At 65.7% G+C, this 25,367-nt stretch carries 21 protein-coding genes; 9 read left to right on the top strand and 12 right to left on the bottom strand.

The window, feature by feature from the left end; all coding sequences use genetic code 11:
* Nucleotides 1–30: 30 nt before the first annotated feature.
* A complete protein-coding gene (locus WG924_RS24485; RefSeq protein ID WP_345935670.1) occupies nucleotides 31–1,122 on the top strand; it encodes a TRAP transporter substrate-binding protein in 1,092 nt (363 codons plus the stop codon).
* A 41-nt stretch (nucleotides 1,123–1,163) separates the two neighbouring features.
* Here the strand turns inward: WG924_RS24485 and WG924_RS24490 are convergent, their stop codons facing one another.
* The 5 genes from WG924_RS24490 to WG924_RS24510 all read right to left on the bottom strand — a co-directional run bounded on the left by WG924_RS24490 (nucleotide 1,164) and on the right by WG924_RS24510 (nucleotide 5,841).
* Nucleotides 1,164–1,997, bottom strand: coding sequence for an ABC transporter permease (locus WG924_RS24490; RefSeq protein WP_345935671.1), 834 nt, complete (start codon nucleotides 1,995–1,997; stop codon nucleotides 1,164–1,166).
* Nucleotides 1,998–2,036: 39 nt separating this feature from the next.
* Nucleotides 2,037–3,080: an extracellular solute-binding protein gene (locus WG924_RS24495; protein WP_188581601.1), complete on the bottom strand. Its 1,044-nt coding sequence runs from the start codon at nucleotides 3,078–3,080 to the stop codon at nucleotides 2,037–2,039.
* Nucleotides 3,081–3,207: 127 nt separating this feature from the next.
* Nucleotides 3,208–4,239 carry an ABC transporter ATP-binding protein gene (locus WG924_RS24500; protein WP_345935672.1) on the bottom strand — a complete coding sequence of 344 codons (1,032 nt, stop codon included), beginning with the start codon at nucleotides 4,237–4,239 and terminating at the stop codon, nucleotides 3,208–3,210.
* Between the two features lie 4 nt (nucleotides 4,240–4,243).
* Complete coding sequence (locus WG924_RS24505; RefSeq protein ID WP_345935673.1) at nucleotides 4,244–5,050, bottom strand: ABC transporter permease; 807 nt, start codon at nucleotides 5,048–5,050, stop codon at nucleotides 4,244–4,246.
* Between the two features lie 146 nt (nucleotides 5,051–5,196).
* Nucleotides 5,197–5,841, bottom strand: coding sequence for an SLOG cluster 4 domain-containing protein (locus WG924_RS24510; RefSeq protein WP_345935674.1), 645 nt, complete (start codon nucleotides 5,839–5,841; stop codon nucleotides 5,197–5,199).
* Nucleotides 5,842–5,952: 111 nt separating this feature from the next.
* Between WG924_RS24510 and WG924_RS24515 the strand changes: the two genes are divergently transcribed.
* Entirely contained in the window at nucleotides 5,953–6,789 is an 837-nt protein-coding gene (locus tag WG924_RS24515) for a DeoR/GlpR family DNA-binding transcription regulator (RefSeq protein WP_345935675.1), read from the top strand.
* 13 nt (nucleotides 6,790–6,802) lie between these two features.
* Here the strand turns inward: WG924_RS24515 and WG924_RS24520 are convergent, their stop codons facing one another.
* Both WG924_RS24520 and WG924_RS24525 read right to left on the bottom strand, forming a co-directional pair.
* Nucleotides 6,803–7,624, bottom strand: a complete 822-nt coding sequence (locus WG924_RS24520) for a thioesterase family protein (protein ID WP_345935676.1) — start codon at nucleotides 7,622–7,624, stop codon at nucleotides 6,803–6,805.
* A complete protein-coding gene (locus WG924_RS24525) occupies nucleotides 7,602–8,609 on the bottom strand; it encodes a Rieske 2Fe-2S domain-containing protein (protein WP_345935677.1) in 1,008 nt (335 codons plus the stop codon). The genes WG924_RS24520 and WG924_RS24525 overlap by 23 nt, the downstream gene beginning before the upstream one ends.
* Before the next feature lie 104 nt (nucleotides 8,610–8,713).
* Between WG924_RS24525 and WG924_RS24530 the strand changes: the two genes are divergently transcribed.
* From WG924_RS24530 to WG924_RS24550, 5 genes are all read left to right on the top strand, one after another.
* Nucleotides 8,714–9,373, top strand: a complete 660-nt coding sequence (locus WG924_RS24530; protein WP_345935678.1) for a TetR/AcrR family transcriptional regulator — start codon at nucleotides 8,714–8,716, stop codon at nucleotides 9,371–9,373.
* A 35-nt stretch (nucleotides 9,374–9,408) separates the two neighbouring features.
* Nucleotides 9,409–11,079, top strand: coding sequence for an acyl-CoA dehydrogenase family protein (locus WG924_RS24535; RefSeq protein WP_345935679.1), 1,671 nt, complete (start codon nucleotides 9,409–9,411; stop codon nucleotides 11,077–11,079).
* A gap of 81 nt (nucleotides 11,080–11,160) precedes the next feature.
* On the top strand, nucleotides 11,161–12,666 hold the full coding sequence (locus tag WG924_RS24540) for a class I adenylate-forming enzyme family protein (RefSeq protein WP_345935680.1): 1,506 nt from the start codon (nucleotides 11,161–11,163) through the stop codon (nucleotides 12,664–12,666).
* Between the two features lie 54 nt (nucleotides 12,667–12,720).
* A complete protein-coding gene (locus WG924_RS24545; RefSeq protein WP_345935681.1) occupies nucleotides 12,721–12,990 on the top strand; it encodes a hypothetical protein in 270 nt (89 codons plus the stop codon).
* A gap of 71 nt (nucleotides 12,991–13,061) precedes the next feature.
* Nucleotides 13,062–13,256: a type II toxin-antitoxin system VapB family antitoxin gene (locus tag WG924_RS24550; RefSeq protein WP_345935682.1), complete on the top strand. Its 195-nt coding sequence runs from the start codon at nucleotides 13,062–13,064 to the stop codon at nucleotides 13,254–13,256.
* Between the two features lie 24 nt (nucleotides 13,257–13,280).
* Here the strand turns inward: WG924_RS24550 and WG924_RS24555 are convergent, their stop codons facing one another.
* Genes WG924_RS24555 through queE form a run of 4 tightly spaced genes read right to left on the bottom strand, consistent with a single transcriptional unit; the run spans nucleotide 13,281 to nucleotide 15,572 of the window.
* Nucleotides 13,281–13,787, bottom strand: coding sequence for a TrmH family RNA methyltransferase (locus WG924_RS24555; RefSeq protein ID WP_345935683.1), 507 nt, complete (start codon nucleotides 13,785–13,787; stop codon nucleotides 13,281–13,283).
* 11 nt (nucleotides 13,788–13,798) lie between these two features.
* Entirely contained in the window at nucleotides 13,799–14,551 is a 753-nt protein-coding gene (gene queC, locus WG924_RS24560; protein ID WP_345935684.1) for a 7-cyano-7-deazaguanine synthase QueC, read from the bottom strand.
* Entirely contained in the window at nucleotides 14,548–14,925 is a 378-nt protein-coding gene (locus WG924_RS24565; RefSeq protein ID WP_345935685.1) for a 6-pyruvoyl trahydropterin synthase family protein, read from the bottom strand. Before WG924_RS24565 ends, queC begins: the two co-directional genes overlap by 4 nt.
* The gene (gene queE / locus WG924_RS24570; protein WP_345935686.1) at nucleotides 14,925–15,572 is read right to left on the bottom strand and encodes a 7-carboxy-7-deazaguanine synthase; all 648 of its coding nucleotides are present in this window, start codon (nucleotides 15,570–15,572) and stop codon (nucleotides 14,925–14,927) included. Before queE ends, WG924_RS24565 begins: the two co-directional genes overlap by 1 nt.
* Nucleotides 15,573–15,927: 355 nt before the next feature.
* Here queE and WG924_RS24575 point away from each other — a divergent pair, with 355 nt between their 5' ends.
* Both WG924_RS24575 and WG924_RS24580 read left to right on the top strand, forming a co-directional pair.
* Nucleotides 15,928–16,995 carry a methionine ABC transporter ATP-binding protein gene (locus tag WG924_RS24575; protein ID WP_345935687.1) on the top strand — a complete coding sequence of 356 codons (1,068 nt, stop codon included), beginning with the start codon at nucleotides 15,928–15,930 and terminating at the stop codon, nucleotides 16,993–16,995.
* Nucleotides 16,979–17,662 carry a methionine ABC transporter permease gene (locus WG924_RS24580; protein WP_345935688.1) on the top strand — a complete coding sequence of 228 codons (684 nt, stop codon included), beginning with the start codon at nucleotides 16,979–16,981 and terminating at the stop codon, nucleotides 17,660–17,662. The genes WG924_RS24575 and WG924_RS24580 overlap by 17 nt, the downstream gene beginning before the upstream one ends.
* A gap of 62 nt (nucleotides 17,663–17,724) precedes the next feature.
* Here WG924_RS24580 and WG924_RS24585 read toward each other — a convergent pair whose 3' ends face one another.
* Nucleotides 17,725–25,320 (bottom strand): neuraminidase-like domain-containing protein, encoded by a 7,596-nt coding sequence (locus WG924_RS24585; RefSeq protein WP_345935689.1) that lies wholly within the window; start codon nucleotides 25,318–25,320, stop codon nucleotides 17,725–17,727.
* Between the last annotated feature and the right edge of the window lie 47 nt (nucleotides 25,321–25,367).

Genomic DNA, 25,367 nt, shown 5'->3' on the forward strand with positions numbered 1-25,367 from the left:
ACCCGACCGCGCCGGATGGAGAATGACGACATGAGTGACACCGAGAAGAAGATCACCTCGGCCGAACCGGTCGCGGGCAGCCGCCGCCAGTTTCTGAAGGCCGCCGGCATCGGCGGCGCGGCGCTCGCCGCCGGCTCGACGCTGGCGGCGCCGGCGGTGCATGCCAAGACGGCGCCGATCCGCTGGCGGTTGCAGACCTATTCCGGCGCACCGCTTGGCGCCCATGTGATCAAGCCCCAGATCGAGGCGTTCAACGCCGCCGCCAATGGCGAGATGGAGATCGAGCTGTACTATGCCGACCAGCTTGTGCCGACGGCCGAGCTGTTCCGCGCGCTCCAGAACGGCACCATCGATGCCGTGCAGTCCGACGACGCCACCATGGCATCGCCGGTCGACATCGCGGTGTTCGGCGGCTATTTCCCGTTCTCGTCGCGCTTCAGCCTGGATCTGCCGGTGCTGTTCCAGCGCTATGGCCTGAACGAGATCTGGAAGGAGGCCTATGACGAGGTCGACGGCGTGGAATGGCTGTCGGCCGGCGCCTGGGATCCGTTGCAGATCTTCACCAAGGAGCCGATCCGCTCGCTGGCCGATATGCGCGGCAAGCGGGTGTTCGGCGTGCCCACCGCCGGCAAGTTCCTGTCGCGTTATGGCCTGATCCCGGTGACGGTGCCCTGGGATGACGTCGAGGTCGCGATCCAGACCGGGCAGTTGGACGGCGTCGCCTGGTGCGGCTTCACCGAGGCCTATGAGGTCGGCTGGGCGGATGTGTGCAATTACGCGCTGACCAACAATGTCTGCGGCGCGTGGTGCGGATCGTATTTCGCCAATTCCAAAAGCTGGGAAAAGGTGCCGCCGCATCTGAAGCAGTTGTTCCTGACCACCATCGACCAGTCGCATTACTATCGGCAGGTCTGGTACTGGGGTGGCGAGGCGCAATTGCGCGTCACCGGCCAGAAGATGGAACTGACCAGCATTCCGCAGGCGGAATGGGCGCAGGTGGAGAAAGACGCCGAGCAGTTCTGGGACGAGATCGCCGATACCAGCCCGCGCGCCGCCAAGGTGGTCAAGATCCTGAAGGACTATGCCGCGGTGATGGAGAAGGCCGGCTTCCCCTATCGTTGATCGGCCCTATCGTTGATCGACTTGTCGTTGATCCGGGTGCCTCACCGCACACCGTCGCTCCTGCGCCGAAGCCCCATCAGGGCTTCGGCCAGGCCGACCACGGCGCAGCACACCGCCATCAGCACCACCGATGCCGCCGCCGCCGCCGGAAGGTCGGCGCCGGTCTCGGAAATCTTGGAAAACAGCAGCAGCGGCAGGATGTTGACCTGGGTGCCGACCAGCGCCAGCGCCGTGCCATAGGCACCGATCGCGACCGCGGCCGTCAGGCAGAAGGCTGCCACCAGCGCCGGCGCCACCTGCGGCAGCAGCACATCGCGGAAGGCGGCGAAACGGCTGGCGCCCAGGCTTTCGGCGGCATCGATCTGGCGGCTGTCGAAATTGACCAGCACCGGCAGCACCACCAGAACCACACGCGGGATCAGGTAATAGCAATAGGCGAAGCCGAGACCGGCGGGGGTGAAGATCATCGCGCCGACCACCGCCGGATCGGCGCCCAGTTCCGCCAGCAGCAGGGTGAAGAACCCCGCCCGGCCGAACACCAGGATGAAGCCATAGGCGACGATGAGGCCAGAGAAGGTCAGCGGCAGCGACAGCACGAACAGCAGCGCCTGACGCCGGCCTTCCGGCTGTCGCGCCAGATGCATGGCGACACAGAACCCGACGGCGACCGACAGTGCCGGTGCGGCGGTCCCCAGGATCAGCGTGCCGCGCAACCCCTGCCAGAACACCGGATCGTCGACCAGCCGGAGATAGGCGACGCCACCCTCCGCCCCGGTCTCGGCGACCAGAACGGAGAGCGGCAGCACGAAGAACACCGCCAGACAGATGATCGCAGGCAGCAGCAACAGGGCCAGAAGCCGCGGCGGCAGGGTCATGGGGCGGGGGTGTCCTTCGGGTTGATGGCGCGCGCCGGGTTACTGACCGAGCACGGCCTTGGCCCAGCCGGCATCGATCACCGGCTTGGCGTCGCGGGCCTTGGCGACATCGACCGGGCGGATCTGCGGCGCGTCGGGCAGCTTGGCCAGCACCGCCTCGGGCAGTGCCACACCCGGCACCGACGGGCGCACGAAGCCTTCGGCGAAGGTGGTCTGGCCCTGATCGGTCATGATGTAGTTCAGCCACAGCTTGCCGGCATCCGGATTGGGGCCGTCCTTGACCAGACTGATCGCATAGGGTGCCGCGGCCGAGGCTTCGCGCGGGATGACCACCGCGACATCATCGCCCATGCCATCGACATATTTCGCCTTCAGACCATCATTCTCATAGCCGATCCAGATCGGGATCTCGCCCTTCACGAACTGGGCATAGGGCGTGGTGCCCAGCGTGCGCAGCACGTTGCCGGCCTTGTGCAGCCGGCCCAGATAGTCGATGCCCGGCTGGACATTGTCCATGTCACCGCCATTGCCGAAGGCGGCGGCGATGGTCACCACCTGGCCCTGACCGGCGGTGCGCGGGTCCAGATAGACGATGCTGTTGCGATAGGCATCGCCCAGCAGGTCTTCCCAGCTCTGCGGCACGTCCTTGACCAGCTTGGTGTTGACCAGGAACGCCACGTTCAGGGTGTGGATGGTGAACCACTGGCCGGCCGGATGACGGAAGGGTTCCGGCAGCTTGTCGAAATTCACCGGCTGGAAATCGGCGACCACGCCCTTTTCCACCGCATCCAGCGCCGAGCCCGCGAAGTAATAGGCGGTGTCGGCCTGCGGACGGTTGCGCGACTTGTCGAGCGCCACCACCGTGGCGGCGGAGCCCAGGTCGTTATAGACGATCTCGACGCCCGGATAGCGCGCCTTGAACGCCTTGAACTGCGCGGCCCAGTTGGCCCAGGTCGGGCCGGTGTCGAACGACACCACCAGACCCTCTTCCTTCGCCGCGTCATACAGCGCCTGTTCGCCCTGATAGAGTTCGGGGCCGTCGAAGGCCAGGGCGGCGGTGGCGGTCATGGTGCCGGCGGCCATCAGCAGGGCCGCGGCCGTCTTCTTCCAGATGCTGGTGCTCATCGGATCGGTTCCCGTTGGTGCTCGATGCGACGGTCCGCCTTGGTCGCGGCCCGTGATCATGATCGGAAGGTCGGCGTCGGGGTCATCAGCGGCCGCCCGGCAGCAGCCGGATCGCCTCTGGCGGAATCGCGATGGCCTCGACGGCATCGCGACGGCGGGTTTCGACCATCACCAGCCCGCCCGTGACCGACAGGTCGAGGCGGCGGAGATTGCCGAGAAAACGATCGGCCACGATCCGGCCGGCAATCAGGTTCGGCGCATCGGGCGCCGGCGCCGCCACCACGTCTTCGGGCCGGACCAGCACGGTCACGGCGGCACCGGGCGCATGGCCGGCGGTGGCGGTGGTCAGCCGGCCGATCGGTGTGGTCACCAGATCGGGGCCGGTCACCGTGCCCGGCCATAGATTGGCGTGGCCCACAAAACCCGCGACCGCGTGGCTGGTCGGGCGTTCATAGAGCGCGCGGGGCGTGTCGACCTGCAACAGCCGGCCATCCTTCAGCACCGCCACGCGATCGGCCATCGACAGCGCCTCTTCCTGATCATGGGTCACGAACAGGGTGGCGATGCCGGCCGCGCGCTGGACCCGCAGGATCTCGTCGCGCATGCCGGCGCGCAGCCCCGCATCCAGGGCCGACAGCGGTTCATCCAGCAGCAGCGCGCGCGGATCGAACACCAGTGCCCGGGCCAGCGCCACCCGCTGCTGCTGCCCGCCCGACAGCGAGGCCGGCAGCCGCGCGCCGAAACCGTCCAGCCCCACCTTGGCCAGGGCCTCGGCCGCTTTCGCCGCGCGCTGTCCACCACCGACACCGCGCAGTTTCAACGGATAGGCGACATTGTCGGCGGCGGTCATATGCGGGAACAGGGCATAGGCCTGGAACACCACGCCCAGGCCGCGTTCCTTCACCGGCACCCGTGCCACATCGCGGCCATCGATCAGGATGCGGCCGCGATCGGGGATCAGAAAGCCGGCCAACAGGCGCAGCAGCGTGGTCTTGCCGGAACCGGACGGGCCGATCACGGCCAGCAACTCGCCATCGCCGATCGACAGGTCGATATCCTCGACACCGGCGCCGCCGGCCGGATAGCGGAAGGCGATGTTCTCGAAATGCACGCTCATCGCCTCAATTCCCCTCGGCCTGGCCGGCTGCCGCCGTCCGCTTCCGTCTGCCGCCGCCGGCCGCCGCCAGCGCCGATCCGCCGGCCGCCACCATGGCCAGCACCAGCAGCACCACGGTGGCCGCACAGGCAAAGCCGGTGGCGCCATAAAACGCCTGCAACAGCACGATCGGATAGGTGCGGTCCAGGAAGCCGGCGATCAGGTTCGACAACTGGAACTCGCCGATCGACAGCGCCGCCACCATCACCAGCCCCGATGTCAGGCTGTGGCGCAGCGATGGCAGCACGATATCGGCGAAGCGCTGCCGGAAGCCCGCGCCCAGCGTGGCGGCCGCCGCCTCCAACTGTGCCAGCCCCAGCGCCTGCATATCGGCCAGCAGCGTGTTCAGCAGATAGGGCAGGGTCAGCACCACATGGGCGGCGACCAGCAGTTCGAACGAACCAAGCCATGGCAGGGTCGATGACGAGAACACCAGAATGAAGCCGAAACCCAGCACCAGTTCCGGCACCGCGACCGGCATCAGCGAGGCGATCCGCGCGGCCACCCGCACCCCGCGCGCGGCGGCATTGTGGATCGCATAGGCGGCTGGAACCGCGATCAGCGCATCGATCACCGCGGTTGCCGCCAGCACCTTCAGGCTGGTGACGAAGGCGCGGCGGAAGCTGGCATCGGCGGCCAGTTCCTCATACCAATGGGTGGTGAAGCCGGTGGGCAGCAGGGTGTTGGTCCAGCTCTGCCCGAACGAGCCCATCACCAGCAGCACGATCGGCGCCGCCAGATAGACCAGATAGAGTGCGGTGACGAGTGCCATCGATGCGGGGTCCGGTGCCGGAAAGGCCGGGATGCCGCGACATCCCGGGTGACGGGCGCATTATCGTTTTCTTCCATTTCAGTCACCAATGATCGTTTGATTACAGATCAGCGATGGCCGGATGGCAGCAACGATCAGGCGGCGGATCAGAGAGCGGCATCCAGCGCCAGCATCCGGCGCGCGATGCGGGCGCGGGCATCGGTCACATCGGCGCAGATGATCGCGCCGTCGACCACCGGCGCATCGGCCAGGGTCAGCACCAGCTTGTCGAAATGCAGGCCATAGGCGATTTCAGACAGCGTGCCATAGCCGCCGCCCACCGCCACCAGCACAGGGGACGCCCGGGCGATCAGGGCGTTGCGCACCGGGCCGATGCCGGTTGCCAGCGGCACCGTCACGTAAGGATTGGTCATCCGCCAGTCCTCGTCGGGCACCAGCCCCAGAACCAGCCCGCCGGCTTCGGCGGCACCGCGGCTGGCCGCCGCCATCACCCCGCCCTTGGCCCCCGTCAGCAGCACCAGCCCCAGCCCGGCGATGGCGGCGCCCAGCGCGCGGGCGATGGCTTCCTGGTCGCCCACCGGCTCCCGCGGGCCGATCACCGCCACCGGCAGGCGACGCATGCCGCCGCCGGCCGCCAGCATGGCCACGGCATCTTCGGCCACCACCGGCGCCACATCGCCCGGCAGCGCCGTCTGGTCCTGCCAGGCCAGCGCCCAGGGATCGAAGGATCGCGCCGTCACACCATCATTGCGCCAGAGCCTGCCGTCTGCCACGAAGAGCTGCGGTTCCATCACCATCTCCGGTCCGATCGGAACCGGGCTCGCGGCCCGGCGGGGGTGCTTGTAAACTATCTTCCAAAATCCGTCGCGTCCAGAGCCGGCGATCAGATGGGATGATGATGCATGACCAGGGATGCCGACCAGATGATCAGGGCTGAAGACGACGCCGGCGGCACCGGCGACGATGACCGGCTGACCCCGCGTCAGGCCGATATCCTGGCCATCGTCCGCGATCAGGGTTTTGCCACCATCGATGCCCTGGCGCGCCAGTTCGACGTCTCGGCCCAGACCATCCGGCGCGAGATCATCCGGCTGGACGCGCAGAAGCGGCTTCAGCGCTTTCATGGCGGCGCCGGCGTCATCGAGCCGGCCGTACGGCCGGTCTATGCGGAAAAACAGGCCACCCAGACCAGTGCCAAAGACAGCATCGGCCGCTGTGCCGCCGGGCTGATCCCCGATGGCGCGGCCATGTTCCTGGATGTCGGCACGACGGTCGAGGCGGTGGCCCGGGCATTGGCGGCACGGTCGGGCTTCACCATCGTCACCAACAGCCTGCCCGCCGCCATGCTGCTGGCCGCCGGATCGGGCGGTGGCGGCGGCGCCTCGGAAATCTATGTCACCGGCGGCAGCATCCACGGCCCCGATGGCTCGCTGATCGGCGACACCACCATATCGGGGCTCGACCGGTTCCGCTGCGATGTGGCGGTGATCGGTTTTTCAGGGGTCGACGACGACGGCGCGCTGATGGATTTCGATCTGCACAAGGTCGCGGCCAAGCAGGCGATGATCCGGGCGGCGCGCATGGTGATCGCCGTGGGCGTGGCATCCAAATTCACCCGCGCCGCCCCGGTGCGGATCGCGACGCTGGCCCAGATCGACCGCATCGTCACCGACACCATGCCACCCCGTCATATCACCGATGCGGCGGCCCAGGCCGGCACCCGGATTGTGGTCGCCTGACGGCCGTTCTGCGTCACGCGGCCACGGCCGCCCGGCTTCTGACCACCAGCCCCTGCATGGCCACACCGATCGGCCCGGCCTCGTCCACCAGCCGCGCGGTGGTCAGGCCCACACCATGCGGCTGCATCACCGTGGTCGCGTCCACCCCCACCCAGTCACCCACCGGCGCCCGGTGCAGATGCACGGTCAGGTCGGTGTTCACGAAGGTGAAGCGGTCGGGCGGCAGAGTCCAACTGATGCCATTGCCGAAATCCGCCGCCGCCATCACCCGCATCGCCGGTGAATTCGCCACGCCCGCCACCAGCGGTACCGCCAGGCGGAACCACACCGCCGCCGGCCCCGGCCGGCGGACCGATCCGGTGGCGCAGCGCGACTCCATGGCGGTGTAGTGGAAGGACGGCACCTCCGGCATGCCCGGAATACGCACCGGTTCGCTGCAATCCGCCGGCGGCGGCAGGCCCGGGCCATCGGTCCGGGGCGGCGACAGATCCAGCGCCTCTTCGCGCATCATCACCGCGACCGCGCGCGCGACCTCCTGCTGCCCGGCCATCAGCGACAGCCCGGCCCGCTGCACCGACCGACCGCCCCCGGCCGTCGCCACGATCCTCAGCGGCGCCACCGGCACCGGGCGCAACAGTTCCATGGTCATCCGGCTGAGAAACCAGCCCGGCTCGCCGACCATGCGCTCGGCCGCATGCGCCAGCAAAGCCGCCGGCGCGCCGCCGTGCTGGGCCGTCTCGCTCCACGGCCCCCGCGCCAGGGGAGAGGACAGGACATCGCCCTCCCCTTGCCAGGAATAAACGTAAAGTTGTTCAGACTGTGGCAAATTGCTCATTTAAAGTTGTATTCCCAGCGTCTTTATAGTTGCGGAACTGTTTTGCCCAGGCTCTGAATTTCATCACGGGTCCATCACCGGGCGCAAGACTTGGTGTCGCCCAATGCATCTTATGGTTCCAGATCGGCACATCCTCGCTCACCTGTTTAATGGCTTCATCAACCAGAGCGAGACTCATATCCGGAATCCGCACGCCCTCAAGTCGGGCGAGCAGGCTGAAGCGAACATCGACGATCCCGTCATCGATCGGCGTCACCGCATCGACGAACAGAATTTCGGCGACATCGCCGATCCTGAAGCGGACGGTTGCGAAGAACGGACCATACAGCGTGGTCTGGATATAACCGTCCTGCAGCCCGGCCGGGGTCCGGAACCGGTGCAGGATGTTCACGTCCAGCACCGGCCCCGTCGGCTGGCAGCGATCCACCACCGCCAGACTGTCGACCCCGTGCAGATAATGAAAATGGGTGCTGTCGACGATGTTCTCCTGAATCTCCTGCCAGACCGTGTTGGCCCGCCAGTGATGCCGGCGATAGCGCGACCAGCCGCGATGGCCATATTCCGGCAGCACCGGCGTCTCGAAGCCCGGCGCCTGTCCCTCCGGATGCCACCAGCCCAGCAGCAGGCCGTTCTGTTCCACCACCGGCCATGCGGTCACGGCGCGCGATCCGCCAAGCCGGGCGTCGGGGCTGTAGGGAATGCCGCTGCACCGCCCCGCCTGATCGAAGCGCCAGCCATGGAACGGGCATTGCAGCTCCGTGCCCTGCACCCGGCCGCCATGGCCCAGATGCGCCCCCAGATGCGGACAATAGGCATCGAACAGATGGGCCGTGCCCTCGCCGTCGCGCCACAGCACGAATTCGCGGCCGAAGGCCCGGAACGGTCTGACGTCGTTGGGTTTTAGCTGATCGGCATAATCGATCTGATACCAGCCGAACGCATAGGGTTCGTGTGGGAACCTGGGTTCGTGTGGAAATCGGTCCATGACTTCAACTCCCGGTGAGGCTCGACTCTTCTTGTGATTGCACAAACTCTACGGCTGCCTCAGAGCGCTTGCAACAAGAAATGAAAGATGGTTCACTCTTTGTCATGGCATATCGACGCACGAAAAAGGTCGAGGAACGGCTTGCCCGGACCCGCGAGGACATCGTCACCGCCGCCCTCACCCTGGTGGCGGGCGGCGGCTATGCGGCTGCCAGCATGCCGGCGATCGCCGCGCAGGCGCAGGTTTCGACCGGGCTGCTTTATCGCTATTTCCCGTCCAAGGCCGATCTGTTCGAAGAGGTGTTCCGCCGCGCCAGCCAGCGCGAGATCGACGCCTGCGCCCGTGCCGCCGCCTTGCCCGGCGCGGCGCGCGACCGTCTGGCGGCGGTGGTGGAAACCTTTGCCCGGCGCGCGTTGAAGGGGCCGAAGCTGGCCTGGGCGCTGCTGGCCGAACCGGTCGATCCGGCGATCGAGGCCGAACGGCTGCGCTATCGCCCGCCTTACCGCGACATCTTCGCGGGCATCATCCGCGACGGCGTCGCCGCGGGCGAGGTCATGCCCCAGGACGCCGACATCCTGGCCTCGGCGATCGTCGGCGCGATCGCCGAGGCGATGGCCGGCCCGCTGACGACGCCCACGGCCACGGCCGATGCCGACCACCTGATCGGCACCGTCACCCGCTTCTGCGTTCAGGCGCTGGGGCCCCGGCCCGATGGCGCGCCCGTCCGGATGGCACAGCTACCGCTGGCAGCCACGCTGCCCTGATCTGCCGCAGACATATCTGCCCAAGGAGACCTCCATTGACCCGCTTCTTTCAGGACCCGCCGCAGATCACCAACCGGTTCCGCACCGATCCGGCCCTGCGCGACACGATTGAACGGCTGGTGCCGCGCGATGCCTTTGAAGACGCGCAGGTGATGCTCGACCGGTTCGGTGCCCGAGCCGCCGCCGAACTGGCGCCGCTGGCCGATCAGGCCGAGCGCCACGAGCCCGAGCACACCGCCTTCGACAGTTGGGGCCGCCGGGTCGACCGGGTGGATGTCGACGCCTCGTGGCTGCGGCTGGTTGCGATCGGCCAGGAAGAAGGGCTGGTGGCGCTGCCATACGAGGCGCCTTACGGTCCCTGGTCGCGCATCATCCAGGCAGGCATGGTCAATCTGTATGATCCGGTCTCGGCGATGGCCACCTGCCCGCTGGTGATGACCGATGGCGCCGCCCGGCTGTTGAGCGAGCATGATCCCGAACTTGCGGCACGCTATGTGCCGAAGCTCACCGCACGCCAGGGCGGCTGGACCTCGGGCCAGTGGATGACCGAAGCCGCCGGCGGCTCGGATGTCGGGCAGAGCGAAACCACCGCCCGACCGCTCGGCGATGGCCGCTATGCGCTGAACGGCCTGAAATGGTTCACTTCCGCCACCACCTCACAGATGGCGCTGGTGCTGGCGCGCCCCGAGGGTGCCGCCCCCGGCAGCCGCGGCCTGTCGCTGTTCCTGGTCGAGCTGAAAAAACCCGATGGCAGTTGGAATGGCATCGAGGTCCGCCGGCTGAAGGACAAGCTGGGCACCCGCGCCCTGCCCACGGCGGAGCTTGAGTTGAAGGACATGATCGGCGTGCCGGTCGGTGGCATCGGGCGTGGTGTCGGCAAGATGGGCGGGCTGCTGAACATCGCCCGGCTGTGGTCGTCGTGGAGCGGCCCGGCCGGCACCGGCCATCTGCTGGCGCTGGCGCGCGATTATGCCGGCCGCCGGCGGGTCTTCGGCTCGACCTTGGCCGAAAAGCCGATCCATCTGGGCTGGATCGCGCGCATCGCCGCCGAATACGAGGCGATGCTGGCGCTGACCTTCCACACCGCCGGGGTGATGGGCGCCGCCGAACATGGCGACAACACCGGCCTGGCCCGGCTGCTGGCCCCGCTCACCAAGCTGGCCTCTGCCCGTCAGGGTGTGTGGGCGACCAGCGAGCTGCTGGAAAGCTTCGGTGGCGCCGGCTATGTCGAGGACACCGGCATCCCGCGCATTCTGCGCAATGTCCATGTCAACTGCATCTGGGAGGGCACCACCTCGGTGCTGGCCCATGACGTGCTGCGGGTGCTGACCACCACCGATCTGGGCGGCGCATTGGTCGAGGAGATGCAGCGCCGGCTGGCCGATCTGCGGGCGCCGGCCCTCGATCCGGTCCGCCAGGCCATCGGCCGTGGTTTTGCGACCTTGTCGCCCCTGCTGGCGGAGCCGACCGAAGCCGACGGCCGTCGTCTGGCCTGGGGGCTTGCGCGCTGCGTGCAGGCAACGCTTCAGGCCGAGGCCGCCGACTGGCGGATCGCCGCCAAGGGCGATGGCAGCGCGCTGACCGCCGCCATGCTGATCACCCGCGAGCCGCTGGTCCAGCCGGCAACCGGCGATCTGGGCGGCGATGCCCTCGGCCATCTGGCGATGGGCACCGCCGACCGCCGCCATGACGAGCGGGCCGCCTGAGCCTCACGACACACCTTGAGCACCAGAACAACAACGCTCCGCAACGGAGCCGGACGCACCATTCCCAGGGAGGGAACATTCATGTGGACGCTCGACGCGGTGCTCGCCAGCGCCGCCGCCAAGTTCAAGACCCGTGAGGCGCTGGTCGCGGGCGACCGGCGCCTGAGCTTCGCCGATCTGGATGCGGCGGCAAGCGACGCCGCCGCCCGCCTTCAGGCGCTGGGCATCGGCCCCGGCGATGCCGTGGCGCTTCAGGGCCGCAACACCATCGACTGGGTGGTGGCCTTCTTCGGCGCGGTCCGTGCCGGTGCCGTGACCGTGCCGATCAATCACAAGCTCGCCGGCCCCGAAACCGCCTATATCCTCGATCACAGCGACGCCAAGCTGTGGCTGGTCGATCGCGACCTCGCCCATGGCCCCGACATCGCGGGTGCGGCGGTCGTGCGGCCGCTGGATGCAGCCGATGACGCTGACCTGCCCGGCCTGTTCGCCGGTGTGGCACCCGGTGACGGCCCGAGCCCGGTGACCATGGCCGATACCGATCCGGTCGAGATCCTGTATACCTCCGGCACCACAGGCCGGCCGAAGGGCTGCCTGCACAGCCATGCCAATGTCCTGCTGGCGGGGGTGGGATCCAGTCTGGTCTATGGTCTGGGGCCCAGCGACCGGGTGCTGCTGGCGATGCCGGTCTGGCACAGCTTTCCGCTCAACAACATGCTGATCAACAGCATCTTCGTCGGCGCAAGCGTTGTGCTGCTGCCCGAATATCACCCGCTGCATTTCGTCCAGACCATGCATGACGAAGGCTGCACCCTGTTCTTCGGCGCGCCGATCGCCTTCCTGATGCCGCCGCGCATGCTGCCGCATTTCGACAGCATCGATCTGTCGCATGTGCGGGCCTGGATCTATGGCGGCGGGCCGATCGATGCCGGCACCGCGCGCATGCTGGCCGAGCGCTACAGATCCGACCGGTTCTATCAGGTCTTCGGCATGACCGAGACCGGCCCCACCGGCACCGCACTCTACCCCGAGGAACAGATTGCCAAGGCCGGATCGATCGGCCGGGTCGCGGTCAGCGGCTGCGACCTGAAGGTCATGCGCGACACCGATACCGAGGCCGGCCCCGGCGAGACCGGCGAAATCTGGCTGCGCTGCCAGTCGATGATGCTGGGCTATCACAAGGATCCCGACGCCACCGCCGCCGCCTTCCATGACGGCTGGTATCGATCGGGCGACCTCGCCCGCATCGACGAGGATGGCTATCTGTTCATCATCGACCGGCTGAAGGACATGATCGTGACCGGTGGCGAGAACGTCTATTCCAAAGAGGTGGAAGACGTGCTGGCCGGCCATCCGGCCATTGCCGAGGTCGCGGTCATCGGCACGCCGCACGATGAATGGGGCGAGACGGTCACCGCGATCATCGTCGCCAGGGCCGACACCACCATCGACGAGGATGAGGTGAAGGCCCATTGCGCCGCCAACCTCGCCCGCTACAAGATCCCGCGCATCATCCGCGTGGTCGACGCCCTGCCCCGCACCCCCACCGGCAAGCTTCAGAAGTTCCTGCTGCGGCAGGGGGCGTGACGCGTAGGTGACGGCTCCGGCCCGCCGGAGCCGTCACGGACGTCAAGGCGTCGGATGCTGAGCCCGCTGTTCGCTCATGCTGGCATAGCGGGCATCAAGCTCGTCGAGGACGGCGTCGGCATCATGCAATCTGCCGGCACGCTCGTCTTCAAGGCCACGGTCTATGGCGGCATCCAGCGCCGCAAGTTGCCGATCCCGAACCGTCATCAGCCGCAGCGCCTCTTGAAGCACCTAGCCAGCGCTGGCAAAGCGGCCGCTCGCAACCGGCACCTGCACATCGTCATCGAAGCACCTTCCAAGCGTATGGCGGCCGGCCGACCCTGAGCCATCGTGAACGACATTGATTGCAGCATCGTTCGACGCCACGATCAATGCATGACACTGGAGACCGGACCATGCGCACCACCATCGCCGTCGATGACGCGTTGCTGGCAAAGGCACAGGCCTGCACCGGTCTGACCGAGACGTCGGCATTGGTGCGCGAGGCCCTGAAGGCGCTGATCGAGCGGGAAGGCGCCCGTCGCCTCACGCGGTTGGGCGGCAGTGAGCCCGCATCGGATGACATCCCGCGCCGCCGGCCCCATCCGTGACGCCTCCGCCCCCGTCTTTGCCGGTCAGTCCTGGTTGTGGCGGGCGCCGGCGCCGCGCCCCGGCACGCCGCTCGATGCCACGGGGCGCGGCGCGAAGCGGCCATGGATCAGCATGCGGTCATACATCACCAGCGCGCCGGCCATCGCCGGGTTGAGCGCCAGCCGCCCCGGCAGGCGCACCACCGCCGAACACCGCCGGCGGGCGTCGGCCGACAGGCCCTCCGGCGCGATCAGATAGACCGCCTGCTCTGGGTGGGGGATATAGGGCATGCTGTCCAAGGCGTCGTCGATCTCGATACCGATCAGCATGGCGCGGTCGGGCAGCATCAGCCCCTCGATCGCCGGCAGCCGGAAGAACGGCAGATGGCGATTTGAGGTCGAGGTATCCGCCTGGGCCGCCTTGCGGGTCAGACCCGCATCCGAGATGGCGAAGGCATAGGCGGCACCGAAGGCATGGGCCGCCCGGAACAGGGTGCCGGCATTCATCGGCCGGGTCACCGCCTCCAGCCCGATCGCGAAAAACCCCCGCATCTCCATTGCCGTCACGCCCCGTCTACATTGTGCCCGGCCTCTCGATACCGCCGATAGCCATCGGCGCGCAAGACACATGCCGGGCAGGTGCCGCAACCATGGCCCCAGTCATGGCGTTCGCCACGGGTGCCCAGATAGCAGGTATGGCTGTCGGCAACGATCAGATCGACCAGATCCGGCCCGCCCAGCCGCGCGGCCAGCGCCCAGGTCTCGGCCTTGTCGATCCACATCAGGGGGGTGTGCAGCACGAAGCGCCGGTTCATGCCCAGGTTCAGCGCCACCTGCAATGCCTTGATGGTGTCGTCGCGGCAATCCGGATAGCCGGAATAATCGGTCTCGCACATGCCGCCGACGATATGGTCAAGCCCGCGTCGGAAACCCAGCGCCGCGGCGAAGGTGAGGAACATCAGGTTGCGGCCGGGCACGAAGGTATCGGGCAGGCCGTCATCACGCAGGCCGATCTCGACCGCACGGGTCAGGCTGGACTCCGACATCGCGCCCAGCACCCCCAGATCGAGGGTGTGGTCATCGCCCAGCCGCGCGGCCCAGCGCGGGTTCATCGCCACCATGCCGGCCCGCAGCACCTGCCGACAGTCGAGTTCCACCCGGTGGCGCTGGCCGTAATCGAAGCCCAGGGTTTCGACCCGCTCGAAATGCTCCAGCGCCCAGGCAAGGCAGGTGGCGCTGTCCTGGCCGCCTGAGAACAGCACCAGGGCGCCGGATGTCCGTGCCGGGAGGCTGGCGGCACGGTCGGGCGCGGTCATGCCGCCACCTCGTCCAGCCCGAGGCAGGTGCAGATATCGCCGGTGCTGTCGCGGTGCACGGTCACCCGGGCCAGCCTCGGCAGCCTGCCCGCCAGCCGCCGCCAGATCCAGCCGGCCAGGTTCTCCATGGTCGCAGGCCCCAGATCCGCGACCTCATCAAGCAGGCGATGATCCAGCCCGTCGCGGGCGTCAGCTAGCGCGCGCTCAAACAGGCCAAGGTCGAGCACCATGCCGCTCAGCGGATCGGGGCGGCCGCGGATCACCACCTCGGCGCGGTAGGAATGGCCATGAATGCGACGGCTGGGTTCGGCATCGACCGCGCGATGCAGGGTATGGGCCGCCTCGAAGCGGAACTGCTTGGACAGTTCGAACATCACGCGATCCCGATCAGCTTGTGGGTCTGAAGGCTCAGGCGCCAGCCCGGATGGGCCAGACACCAGGCGACGGCCGCTTCGGTGTTGCGCGTCTGCGCCGGACCATCCATGGGCTGCACCCAGCGGTGCACGAAATCGAGGTCGCCCAGGGCCATCTCGTCCAGGTCGCCGGGCATCAGCCCGGCCTGCGGAAACACCAGCTTCAGTTCCTGGCCCCGGCGCTGGACCAGCCTTGCCCCGGCCTTGGGGCTGACACAGATCCAGTCGATGCCGTCGGGTGCGGCGATCGTGCCGTTGGTTTCGATCGCGATCTCGAAGCCCCGCGCCTTGACCGCGGCGATCAATGCCGGATCGAGTTGCAGCAGCGGTTCGCCGCCGGTGAACACCACATAGCGGTGCGGCCGTCCATCGCCCCAGCAGGCGGCAATCGCCGCCGCCAATTGGTCGGCGCTGGCGAAGCGGCCGCCGCCGCTGCCGTCAGCGCCCACGAAATCGGTGTCGCAGAACCGGCAGATCGCCTCCGCCCGGTCCATCTCGCGCCCCGACCACAGATTGCACCCGGCAAAGCGACAGAACACCGCGGCCCGACCGGCCTGCGCGCCCTCGCCCTGCAAGGTCAGGAACAACTCCTTGACCGTGTAGCTCATCATATCCCTCATCGCTGCGGGCATCAGCCGATACGGCGATCGCCGCGTGCCGGTGAAGCCGGCTGCCCGTGAGGCCATCTTGAAGCATGATCCGGCTCTCAGGTCCACCATGCGACATTCACATGCCGCATATGCGCATTCGTTTCTTTCAACAAGCAATGGCGTGGATTATGGTCTGGACATGGCGCCGATTTGAGGCTTCAGCTTGCGGGGCGCCTTTATAAAAATGCCGCTAAAGAGAGGCGGATCGATCCCGCCGGCAGCCGACCGCCCGCGGGATTTTTTTGTGTCCGCGGTTCAGGGGCCGCCGGCGCGTCACGATCCGCGAACCGGTTGGACGGAAGGACATGCGCGCATGACCGCAATGGTCACGCTGGAAGGGGTCGCGAAGAGATATGCCGCACGCGGCACCGCGACCGCCGTCTCGGCACTGGACGGGATCGACCTTACGGTCGAGGCCGGCGAAATCTATGGCATCATCGGCCGCAGCGGCGCCGGCAAAAGCACGCTGGTGCGCTGCATCAACCTGCTGGAGCGGCCGACCCAGGGCCGGGTAACGGTGGCCGGCGTCGACATGATGGCGCTGGATCGCGCCGGGCTGATCGCCGGCCGCCGCCGGATGGGCATGGTGTTTCAGCATTTCAATCTGCTGTCGTCGCGCAGCGTGTTCGACAATGTCGCCCTGCCGCTGGAACTGGCGGGTGTCGGGCGTGCCGAACGCCGCCGCCGGGTGGCGCCGCTGCTCGACATGGTCGGCCTCGCCGACAAGGCCGACCGCTATCCGTCGGAACTCTCCGGCGGCCAGAAGCAGCGCGTCGGCATCGCCCGGGCGCTGTCGAACAGCCCGGAACTGCTGCTCTGCGACGAGATCACCTCGGCGCTCGACCCTGAAACCACCCAGCAGATCCTGTCGCTGATCGTCGATCTGAAGCAGCGGTTGGGCCTGACCGTGGTCGCCATCACCCACGAGATGGGCGTGATCCGCGAGATCTGCGACCGGGTGGCGGTGATGGAAGCCGGCCGGATCATCGAACAGGGGCCGGTCTATGACGTGTTCACCGACCCGAAACACGCAACCACCCGCAGCTTCGTGTCCAGCGAGGTCGATCTCGCGATCCCCTCAGGCCTGAAGCGCCGCTTCGACGCGGGTGCCGCCCTGCCCGCCGGCGCCGGCCGCAATGCCGTCGTGCGGATCGTGTTCAAGGGCGATGCCGCCTTCGAGCCGGCGATCGCCCGGCTGGCCACCGATCGCGGCATTTCGGTCAACATCCTTCATGGCCGGATCGAATACATCCAGGGTCGCCCCTTCGGCCTGATGCTGGTGGAAGTGCCCGGCGGCGAGGCCCGCGGGGCCACTGTCGTCGACTTCATCAACGGCCTCGGCCTCGATGCACGGATTACAGATCATGTTCCAGTGGTTTAACGCAGTCTTCCCGCCGCAGTTGATCGACCTGCTGCTGCGCGCGACCGGCGAGACCGCCTATATGGTCGCCGTCGCCACCCTGATCGGCACCCTGATCGGCGGTCCGCTCGGCATTTCGGTGGCGGTCACCGGCCGTGGCCGGCTCTATGGCGCGCCGGCCTGGAACCGGATCGCGGGCGCGGTCGTCAATGCCACCCGCTCGATCCCGTTCATCATTCTGGCGGTGGCGATCATCCCCTTCACCCGGCTGGTGGCCGGCACCTCTATCGGCACCTCGGCCGCGATCGTGCCATTGACCGTGGCCGCGATCCCGTTCATCGCCCGGCTGGTGGAAGGCGCCATTCACGAGGTCGATCGCGGCCTGATCGAAGCCGCCCACGCCATGGGTGCCAGGCCGTTGCAGATCGTGCTGAAGGTGCTGCTGCCCGAGGCCCTGCCCGGCATCGTGCACGGGCTGACGCTGGCGGTGGTGTCGCTGATCGGCTATTCGGCCATGGTCGGCGCGGTCGGCGGCGGCGGGCTTGGCGATCTGGGCATCCGCTATGGCTATCAGCGCTTCATGCCCGAGATGATGATCGCGGTGGTGGTGCTGCTGATCGTGCTGGTGCAACTGGTGCAGTCGGTCGGCGACCGGATCGCCAAGGCGGTCAACAAACGGCATCGGTGACAGATACGTGCCGGCCCCGATCAGACATCACTGACCGGGGCTGCCGTTTCGCCGCCGGATGCCTACCAGCGGCCCGAGAAGGTCACCTCGAACACGACATCGTCCAGATGGGGTTTCAGGGCCTGGACATGCCGGGTCGCGGCCTCATGCCATGCCTTGCTTCGGCCGGCGCCATGTCGGTGACGCGTGAGCTCGTGGACCGCCGGCAGCACCAGATGCCAGCGCGACGAGACGCCGGTGTGCTGAAAGCGTTTCAGGCTGCCATCGGGGTGGTCGAGCGTCGCCGTGTCGATGCTGGGGGCGCTGATCACGATGCTCTGTAAGGCGTATCTGTCCTTGCGGATCTTACCGCCCCGCTTCGGATCGCGCTCGCGGGTGGCATAGCGCGTGTTGGCGATCTGGGTCAGGCGGGCATGCGGGCTGAGGCCGGCCCGGCCGAGGCCCGGAAAGCTGACACGCACGCTCTGGATACGGCGGTCATACTGGCCCGGATAGAGCGTGTCGAACATCTCGTCGGTGAGGTCGAAATAGGTCTCGCCCTGTTCGATCAGGGTGGTCAGCGCCGAGCTGCCGCCACCGGGCGCCGGAAGCTCGCTCATCGCGAAGCTCATCGTGGCGCTCTGGCCCTGCTGATCCATGAGCGCGCGGAAATAGGCCGCCTCCAGCCGCTCGACATCCAGAGCAAGCCGATAGGGGGCGTTCAGCCGCTGATAGTCGCCACCCGGACTTGTCGTCTTGATGAAGCTGGCGCCGTTCGTCTCCCCGGTGTCGTACTCATAGAGCCTCACCAGCAGCTTGCAGAAATCCTGCGTCGTCGCCCATTCTTCCTCGAAGAGCGATTGAAGATCATCCGCCAGCCATTGATAGAAATCGAGCGTGGCGAAATTTTTTGCCTTCTCCAACTTGATGTTTTCGAGATCCTGAAGATCAAAGTCCAAATTCTCTCGCTTTTTTTCCTGCTCATTCAGAGAAATATTTGCCTTCTGAAGTTCCAAAGAGGCAGAAGATACCTTTGCTGTGAGATCTATGGTGTTTTTTAACTGATCAACGATCTTCAGAGAGCTTTCTTTGTATTTATCAATGGCTGATTTTTTTGAATCATACAAAATCTCACTGGTCAACATCCCCAGAATATTTGCAATTGCCCCCTGCTCAGACCGCTGTCCGCCAGATGCCAATCCGTATATATTGGGAATAAATGAAAAAGCGACCGCCCTTATCATGTCATATCGTAGCTTTGCTTTGCCATAAACGAATTCAATGCTCTTTCTGCCGGCATCGACGGCTGCAAAGGAATTAAGCGCCCCCAGTGAAACCAGAACCGATCCCAGATGAAAGGCGAGCGCGCTGGTGGCACCGCTCAGATTAGCCTGCTTTATCTGAACATCCTTTTGAGCGGCATCGCGCGTCAGATCCTGGACGGCAGCGGATCGCCGGATTTTCTCTGCCTCAATACTCTTCTCGAATCGGCCGATCCTCGCGCCGTCGAGTTTCTCCAGTGTGGCCAGCAGTCGGGTGCTGGTGGTTTGCAGATTCCCGATATACAGCTTGGCCGATCTGACGAGGGTGGTGAAGTCGACCAGGGAATCCTGCTCCGCCTCCTCCGGCTCGTCGCCACGTCCCAGGGTCAACGAGGCTTTCGCTGCGGTCTGGAGCGCTCTGGGATCGATCGGCGCCGAGAGCAATGGGACGTTCAGCGGGTTGCCGTCGATGTCGAGCCATTGCCTGAGATTGGCAAGGCGCGCCTCGATCGTGTCATAAAGCGCGCGAAGCTCCTGATTATACGGTGGCAGAAAGCCAGTATGGCCATCGACCGAAACATCATCCAGGCTGGGATTGGGCCATGGCTGGTTGGTCAGGGCATCCAGGATCTCAGGCAACCTCTCGCCGAAGAGCTGCTTTGCCGCGACATAGATTGCCTTTGCCTGTTGCAGCGTCTCCTGACTCTGCTGTTCATAGGCAGCGTCACCCTCGGCAAGCATGACTTCCAGATAATGGCGGATCGCCGCCTGCTGATAATAGAACGGGTAATCGGTGGCGATCCGATCCGGGTCGACGATGATATCACCGGTGTCGAAGGCCAATGCGCCTTCCGGCATCGAGGCACCGATCAGTGGCGCCACTCTCCAGGGCTGGTCGGCGCCAGGATCGAAGATTTTCTCCAGCCAGCCGATGGCCTTGTCATAGTGTCCGCTGTTCGCATAGCCGGCGGCCACGGCCGATGGAATGTGGTAGAAGATTTCCCAGCCATAGCCGCCATAGGCCGCATCGAAGTCAAACAAGGGTGACGGGGTACGGACAGTATCGAGCGATGTGGTGTCGTCAGGATAGACCACTCGCAAGGTGCTCTCGAAGTCTTTGATAAACGTACCAGGGTCTTCCGAGAGCGATTGGTTCCCGGAGGCAAAGAGGCTGGCACAACCTCCGGGCCGCGGCATCGTCTCCGCAAGGGAACTGAGTGCTGGCGATGAATTCAGAAGAAGAAATGTATCCGCGTTGGCCGCGTTTTCCCGATCCATGATATGGATAAAATTGTGGCTGTCATGTGCACCGCCAAGCGCCCATCCGGTATTCAATTTTCCCTTAGCGGGATAAAGCTGGAAGGTAGCAGCCCCAACGCTGAAATTTCTCGGATCGTTATTTGGGCCTTTGGAGAAATCGACAGGCTCTCCCTTCACGATCACAGAGAATATCATATTAGAGACGAGTCTTTCGACCTCTATATCTACAACCAGAAACGCGTCTTCTCCCTCCCAGAGCACCCAGTCGCGGGGAAGTGCCACGCCCCCCTCGATCGTCTCGTCGCGAATATGCACGGTTTTCAGGGTCGTCATGTCCTTGAAGGGCATGTCGGCGAAATCATCTTTGTAGAGTGCCGTGGTACTCGTAAACCAGGCACTATCCAATCTCCTGGCCGGCCTGCGCGACCCGTATATCAAAGTTATAGTCATCTTCATCCGGATCTCGGTCGGCTGCGCCTCTCTCAGGGCAGCGAACGCGCTATCCTGCGCGGTGGAATTGTAGACGCGCCTCGAATATGTGCGGTGCCCCAGATTGGCGCTCACCTTGACAACACCAAGCGTCCCCCCGCCAATGGGAGACGGCACAAAGGTCGTGTTGATCACGGCATTTTTCGGGTCACCATAGTCATTGGTCACAGAAAGATCGACAGGCTGACCGGCAGGACGGCTGCAGATATAGGTCTCAGTGAGTAAATCGATGAGGGGAAAAGAGCCTGTCTTGATGTATGTATCGGCGATTACGCCATCTTCGACGAACAGTCGCGGATAGATGCTCTTGTAGCCGGCTGGTGCGGCATCCTGAAACGTCGTATCAATGACATCACTCAGAATAAAAATGGCGTCGGCCCATTTTTCGGTCAGGCGCATCTGAAGCGACGTTTTCCGGACAACCTGGCTTGCATCCTCAAGATTGACACCGAAGCTGACAATGATGGCGCCATCCTGACCACCCACCGCCTCGGCCTCGGTCTCCACGTCGCCATAGGAAAAGACATTTGCCACGGCGAGCGGCTGATAGGTGCCGTCGAGCGCGGGCTTCCGGCCCGACCAGTTGAACGAGCCGTCGATCATGAGCAGGTCGTCACTGCCGGCGGTGTCGCCGTTGATGAACAGACCGGGCGTCTGCATCACGCCGGTCAGGGCATTCGCATCGCACCGCATATAGCGTGGGTGAATCCGCCAGGAAATCACCTCACCGTCGACGCTCTGGCTCTTTCGTTCCTCGATTTCCAGCCAGAAGAAATAGTACCGGTTCAGGAAGAAGCAGAGCGTCACGTCAGACAGAAGATCATGGGCCTTCGGGATGAAGACTTCCTGCCAGAATGTCCAGTCGAGCGCCTTGAGATACCGCGACGGGTCAGCCAACGATGCAATCGTTTCGTAGTCCGCCTCAAGTTTACGATAGAAAAAACGCCCCGGTTCCCAATGCGCTTTGGCAAGAAAATGATAGATCGTATTCGATGAGGCAGTCTCGTGCCCCTGCTCGACATAGAGGCTGCACAGGCTCAGATCACAACAGCCGGCAAGACCCGTCATATAGGTGTTCACCGCCGCCTCGACACTATCCTCGCTGATATCGCCGCCAGAGACCGATTGCAGCAGGTCATCGAATTCCGGCGAGGTGATATAGCGCAACTCCGGCTCGATATAATTCTGCGGATAGAGCTGAAGCTTCTGATTGGCTTCCCATTGCCGATAATATCTGTTCAGACGCCATTCTGCGGCAAGGGCCGGGCGATCGACGAAGCCGACCCCCGGTTCCAGGCCATTGAGCGCGCGACTGATATAGAGCTGCAAGGAACTGGTCGCCTCGACCAGCCGGCTGGTCGGAACAGCACTCGTCACCTGCACGTCGAGCAACAGATGGCTGTAGAGCGTGTCGCGGTCGGTGACCTGGGCCGCGAGATCGGCATCGGCAGCGATCGTGGTGCGCATATAGGCGGCAACCAGCGCGTCGCGTTCGACTTCGGCGAGGGCATGACGGAAGGCGGATATCTGGCTGCCGCCCTTGAAACGCGCGAGCCCGGCAGCGGCCGCGGCCGCCGCCGCCGTCCAGTCGCCCCCCGTCCGGTCACCGCTCGCAGGCGGGGCGCTCACCCCCTTGAGCGCGAGCAGTTCGTCGGCACCGATGCGAAGATCATCGGCCAGACGGGCATGACGGGCGACCGCGTCGATGGTGGCCAGATCGTCGGCCACACCCTCGGGGCCGGCAAGGTCCACCAGATAGGTCAGAACATCCGCGGCCGGGCAGCCAAGCAGGATGGCAAGCATGTCCTTGCAGGCCGTGCGCCAGATCGTCACCTCGTCATCCGTGGCCTCGGTCCCCGGCCGGCCATCCCGTGCCACCGTCAGATAGCCCAGCCACGCCTCATCCGTCGCGGCACCGACCTGAAGCGTCGCGAAGCGGTGGAGGGCGACAAGCTGCTCAAGACCCAGCGCCCGGGGCCGCCGCGGATCCTGCCTCATATCAGCCGCCGCCGGGGCCAGCCAATCCGGCCTCCAGGCGATCATCTGCAACGCGACATCGCCCAATGCCACGGCATCGACCACTGACGCGTGGCGCCGCAGTTCCCGAAGCTGGAGCAACGCCTCCGCGTCGTCGGCGCCGGCCAGCAGGGTATGAAGCGCGTCCAACGCATTGGTCTGCGCCCAGATGATCAGTGCCCCGGCGCCCAAGGCCGTCAGCGTGGTGCCAATGGTCCCCAGAGAGCGCTGAAGCGTCAATGCCTGGGTGTCGCGGGCCTTGTCCAGGGCCGAGACCAGCCGGTCGAGCCGGGCGGTGTTGCTGTCGATGTCGAGATCGACCGCGTGAGCCTCGTGCAGAAAATCGCGGCAGATCATAACCATGGCCGCGCGGTCCATCTCCGGATGAAACACGCCGGACGCCCGATACAGCCCGCCCGCTGCCCGCATATGCGCGTCCCAGGCCTCGCCGAGGATGATGATCGACGATGCGTCCCGGCTGTCCCATGCCTCGAACCCGCGAAAGCTGTCGGCATTGACCAGCGCGGACGCAATCGCCGCCGCGAGATCGCTCAACCAGAGACGGTCCGCCTCGTCTGCCCGCAGGCCGGCGGTCCCGGTCGGCGTCAGCAGGGCCAGCAGCATGTCGGGCGACAGCTCGACCTCCGCCATCCACCGGGCGAGTTCGATGATCTGGTCGAGTGCCGTGCACAGACGCGCCGTCTCGGCGGCAGTCTCGTTCCTTGCCGTCAGGTCGCGCCGAAGCTGGTCGTCGACGGTCGACTGCCGGCTTACAAGCGACACCAGCCGCAGGCCCGATAGAAGCGGCCAGCCGATCATGCGGAAGACCGTGGTCAGGCGATACAATGCGCCAAGGCCGCGGGCATCCAGCGCCGTCTTCAGGCTGAAACCGGCGTTCAAGGCATCGATCAGGCCATCCAGTTCGACCACCGAAAGCCCGAGCCCACGGCAGACCACATCGGCAAGCCGGGTGTCGTCGATCGGTGTCGCGGCCTCGGTGATCACCTGGTGCAGCCAGGATGCGTCATCGCCGAACAGCGTGCGCAGGAACGAGATTTCGGTCTGCTCCAACCCCGCCATGCCGCCCTCGGCACCCGCGACCACCATGTCGCTCCGCCAGAACGGGCAGATCTCTCCGAACAGCGCCGCATAGGCCTCTGGCCCCAGATCGAAGGCATCGCGGCAGAGCCTGTATCCCGCCAGCACCCGCAGACCGGTCGTGGTGAGATGCCGGCGGGCGACGCGGTCCCACGCCGCTCCGGGATTGCCCGCCTCACTCACGCCCGGACAGGCCAGCAGCCAGTTGAGGTGATGAAAGTCCAGCCCGGTCGCGTGATGCAGGCGCGCGAGATAGTTGAACCCGCGCAGTTCGGGCGGCGCCACATCAATACTGTTCAGATAGACATAGGTGTGGCCGCTCCGGGTTATGAGCTGGAAGGGGAACTTGTTGTCGAGAAATGATGTCGCATAATCCTTCGGGGCAACCGGCCGACCATTTTCCTGGTGAGCGACATAGAGCCCCAGCAACTGGATGAGCCGGTCAAAATCCAGGTCGAGGCGGGCCATCACCTTGACGACCGTACTGGTTTCCAGCTCGTTCGTCACGCCGTAGAGGCCGCCCAGGGTGGTCGGATGGCTCTCAGGAGGAATGCCGGTATCCTCGGTGAGCAGGGCGATTTCGCTGCCGACGCCCGATGCCTCGTCTACAGCACCGGTCAGCCCCAGAAGCCCCGCCTGATCGCTGGCGAGGCAGACATCGGCGCGGAGCGGGAACACGCTCCGGGAGGTCTGCGCGCCGATGTCGTTGAGCGTCGTGCCGCCGATCTGGGCGAGCGCCGCCCGCGTCGCCGATGCCGGTTTATCGAAGGGCAGCGCGATCGGGTAAAAGGCGGTGCGGATATCGATCGCGCCCAGCCCCGCCGTCAACACCTCGTTGACCAGCACGATGGTGGGGATTTCCTGCTTGAGATTGGTTTCGCTCAACACGAGCCGCGCCAGATCCGGCCGTCGGATCTCCAGCCGGCGGCCGCCCTGCTCGGGCGGCGTGATGCCGATCTCCTCGTCCAGCCCCGTGGCGATGCGATAGAGATAGCGCAGATAGGCCGCGGGTGACTGGTTCGATTGCAGGCTCGACGGCTTGGCATAGACCTGCCCACCCGCAGACCGCACCGCCTGCTCCATCTCCACCGACAAACTGGCGCTTGTATGGCGCAGCCCCTGGTTCATCGGGTCTTTCACCGCCAGCATGTGCCGCATCAGCCGGTAGCCGCGGATCGCCTCATGTCGGGCCCGGCCGAAGAAATCCTGTGTCGCCTCGCCTGGCGTCTCGCCCTTGCCCGCGCGGCGCGACAGAAGCCTGTTGAGGCCGGGGAGCGACCTGCAGGCCGCGACCTCGGCCGCCGTCTCCAGGCCGAAGGCCGCGAGATCGGCCTTCAGAGCCTTCGGGCAGGTGGCCGCGGCGATCCGCTGATAGAGCGGATCTCTGGCCATCTCGGCAAAGGGAATCGCCTGCGATGCCTTCAGACCGTTCTGGCGTAACGCCCGTTTCTCGGCAACCCTGGCCGGGCGGCTCTGATCGCGCCGAGGTGACGATGCAGTCTCGGCAGTCAGGCGTGCCAGATGGCGCTCCGGGGTTCCGATCAGGCTATCCATGACGATCCATCCGCTTCAGGCGATTATGATCGGTCAAGCCTAATGCA

This window comes from Tistrella arctica, from assembly GCF_039630945.1.
Lineage (GTDB): Bacteria > Pseudomonadota > Alphaproteobacteria > Tistrellales > Tistrellaceae > Tistrella > Tistrella bauzanensis.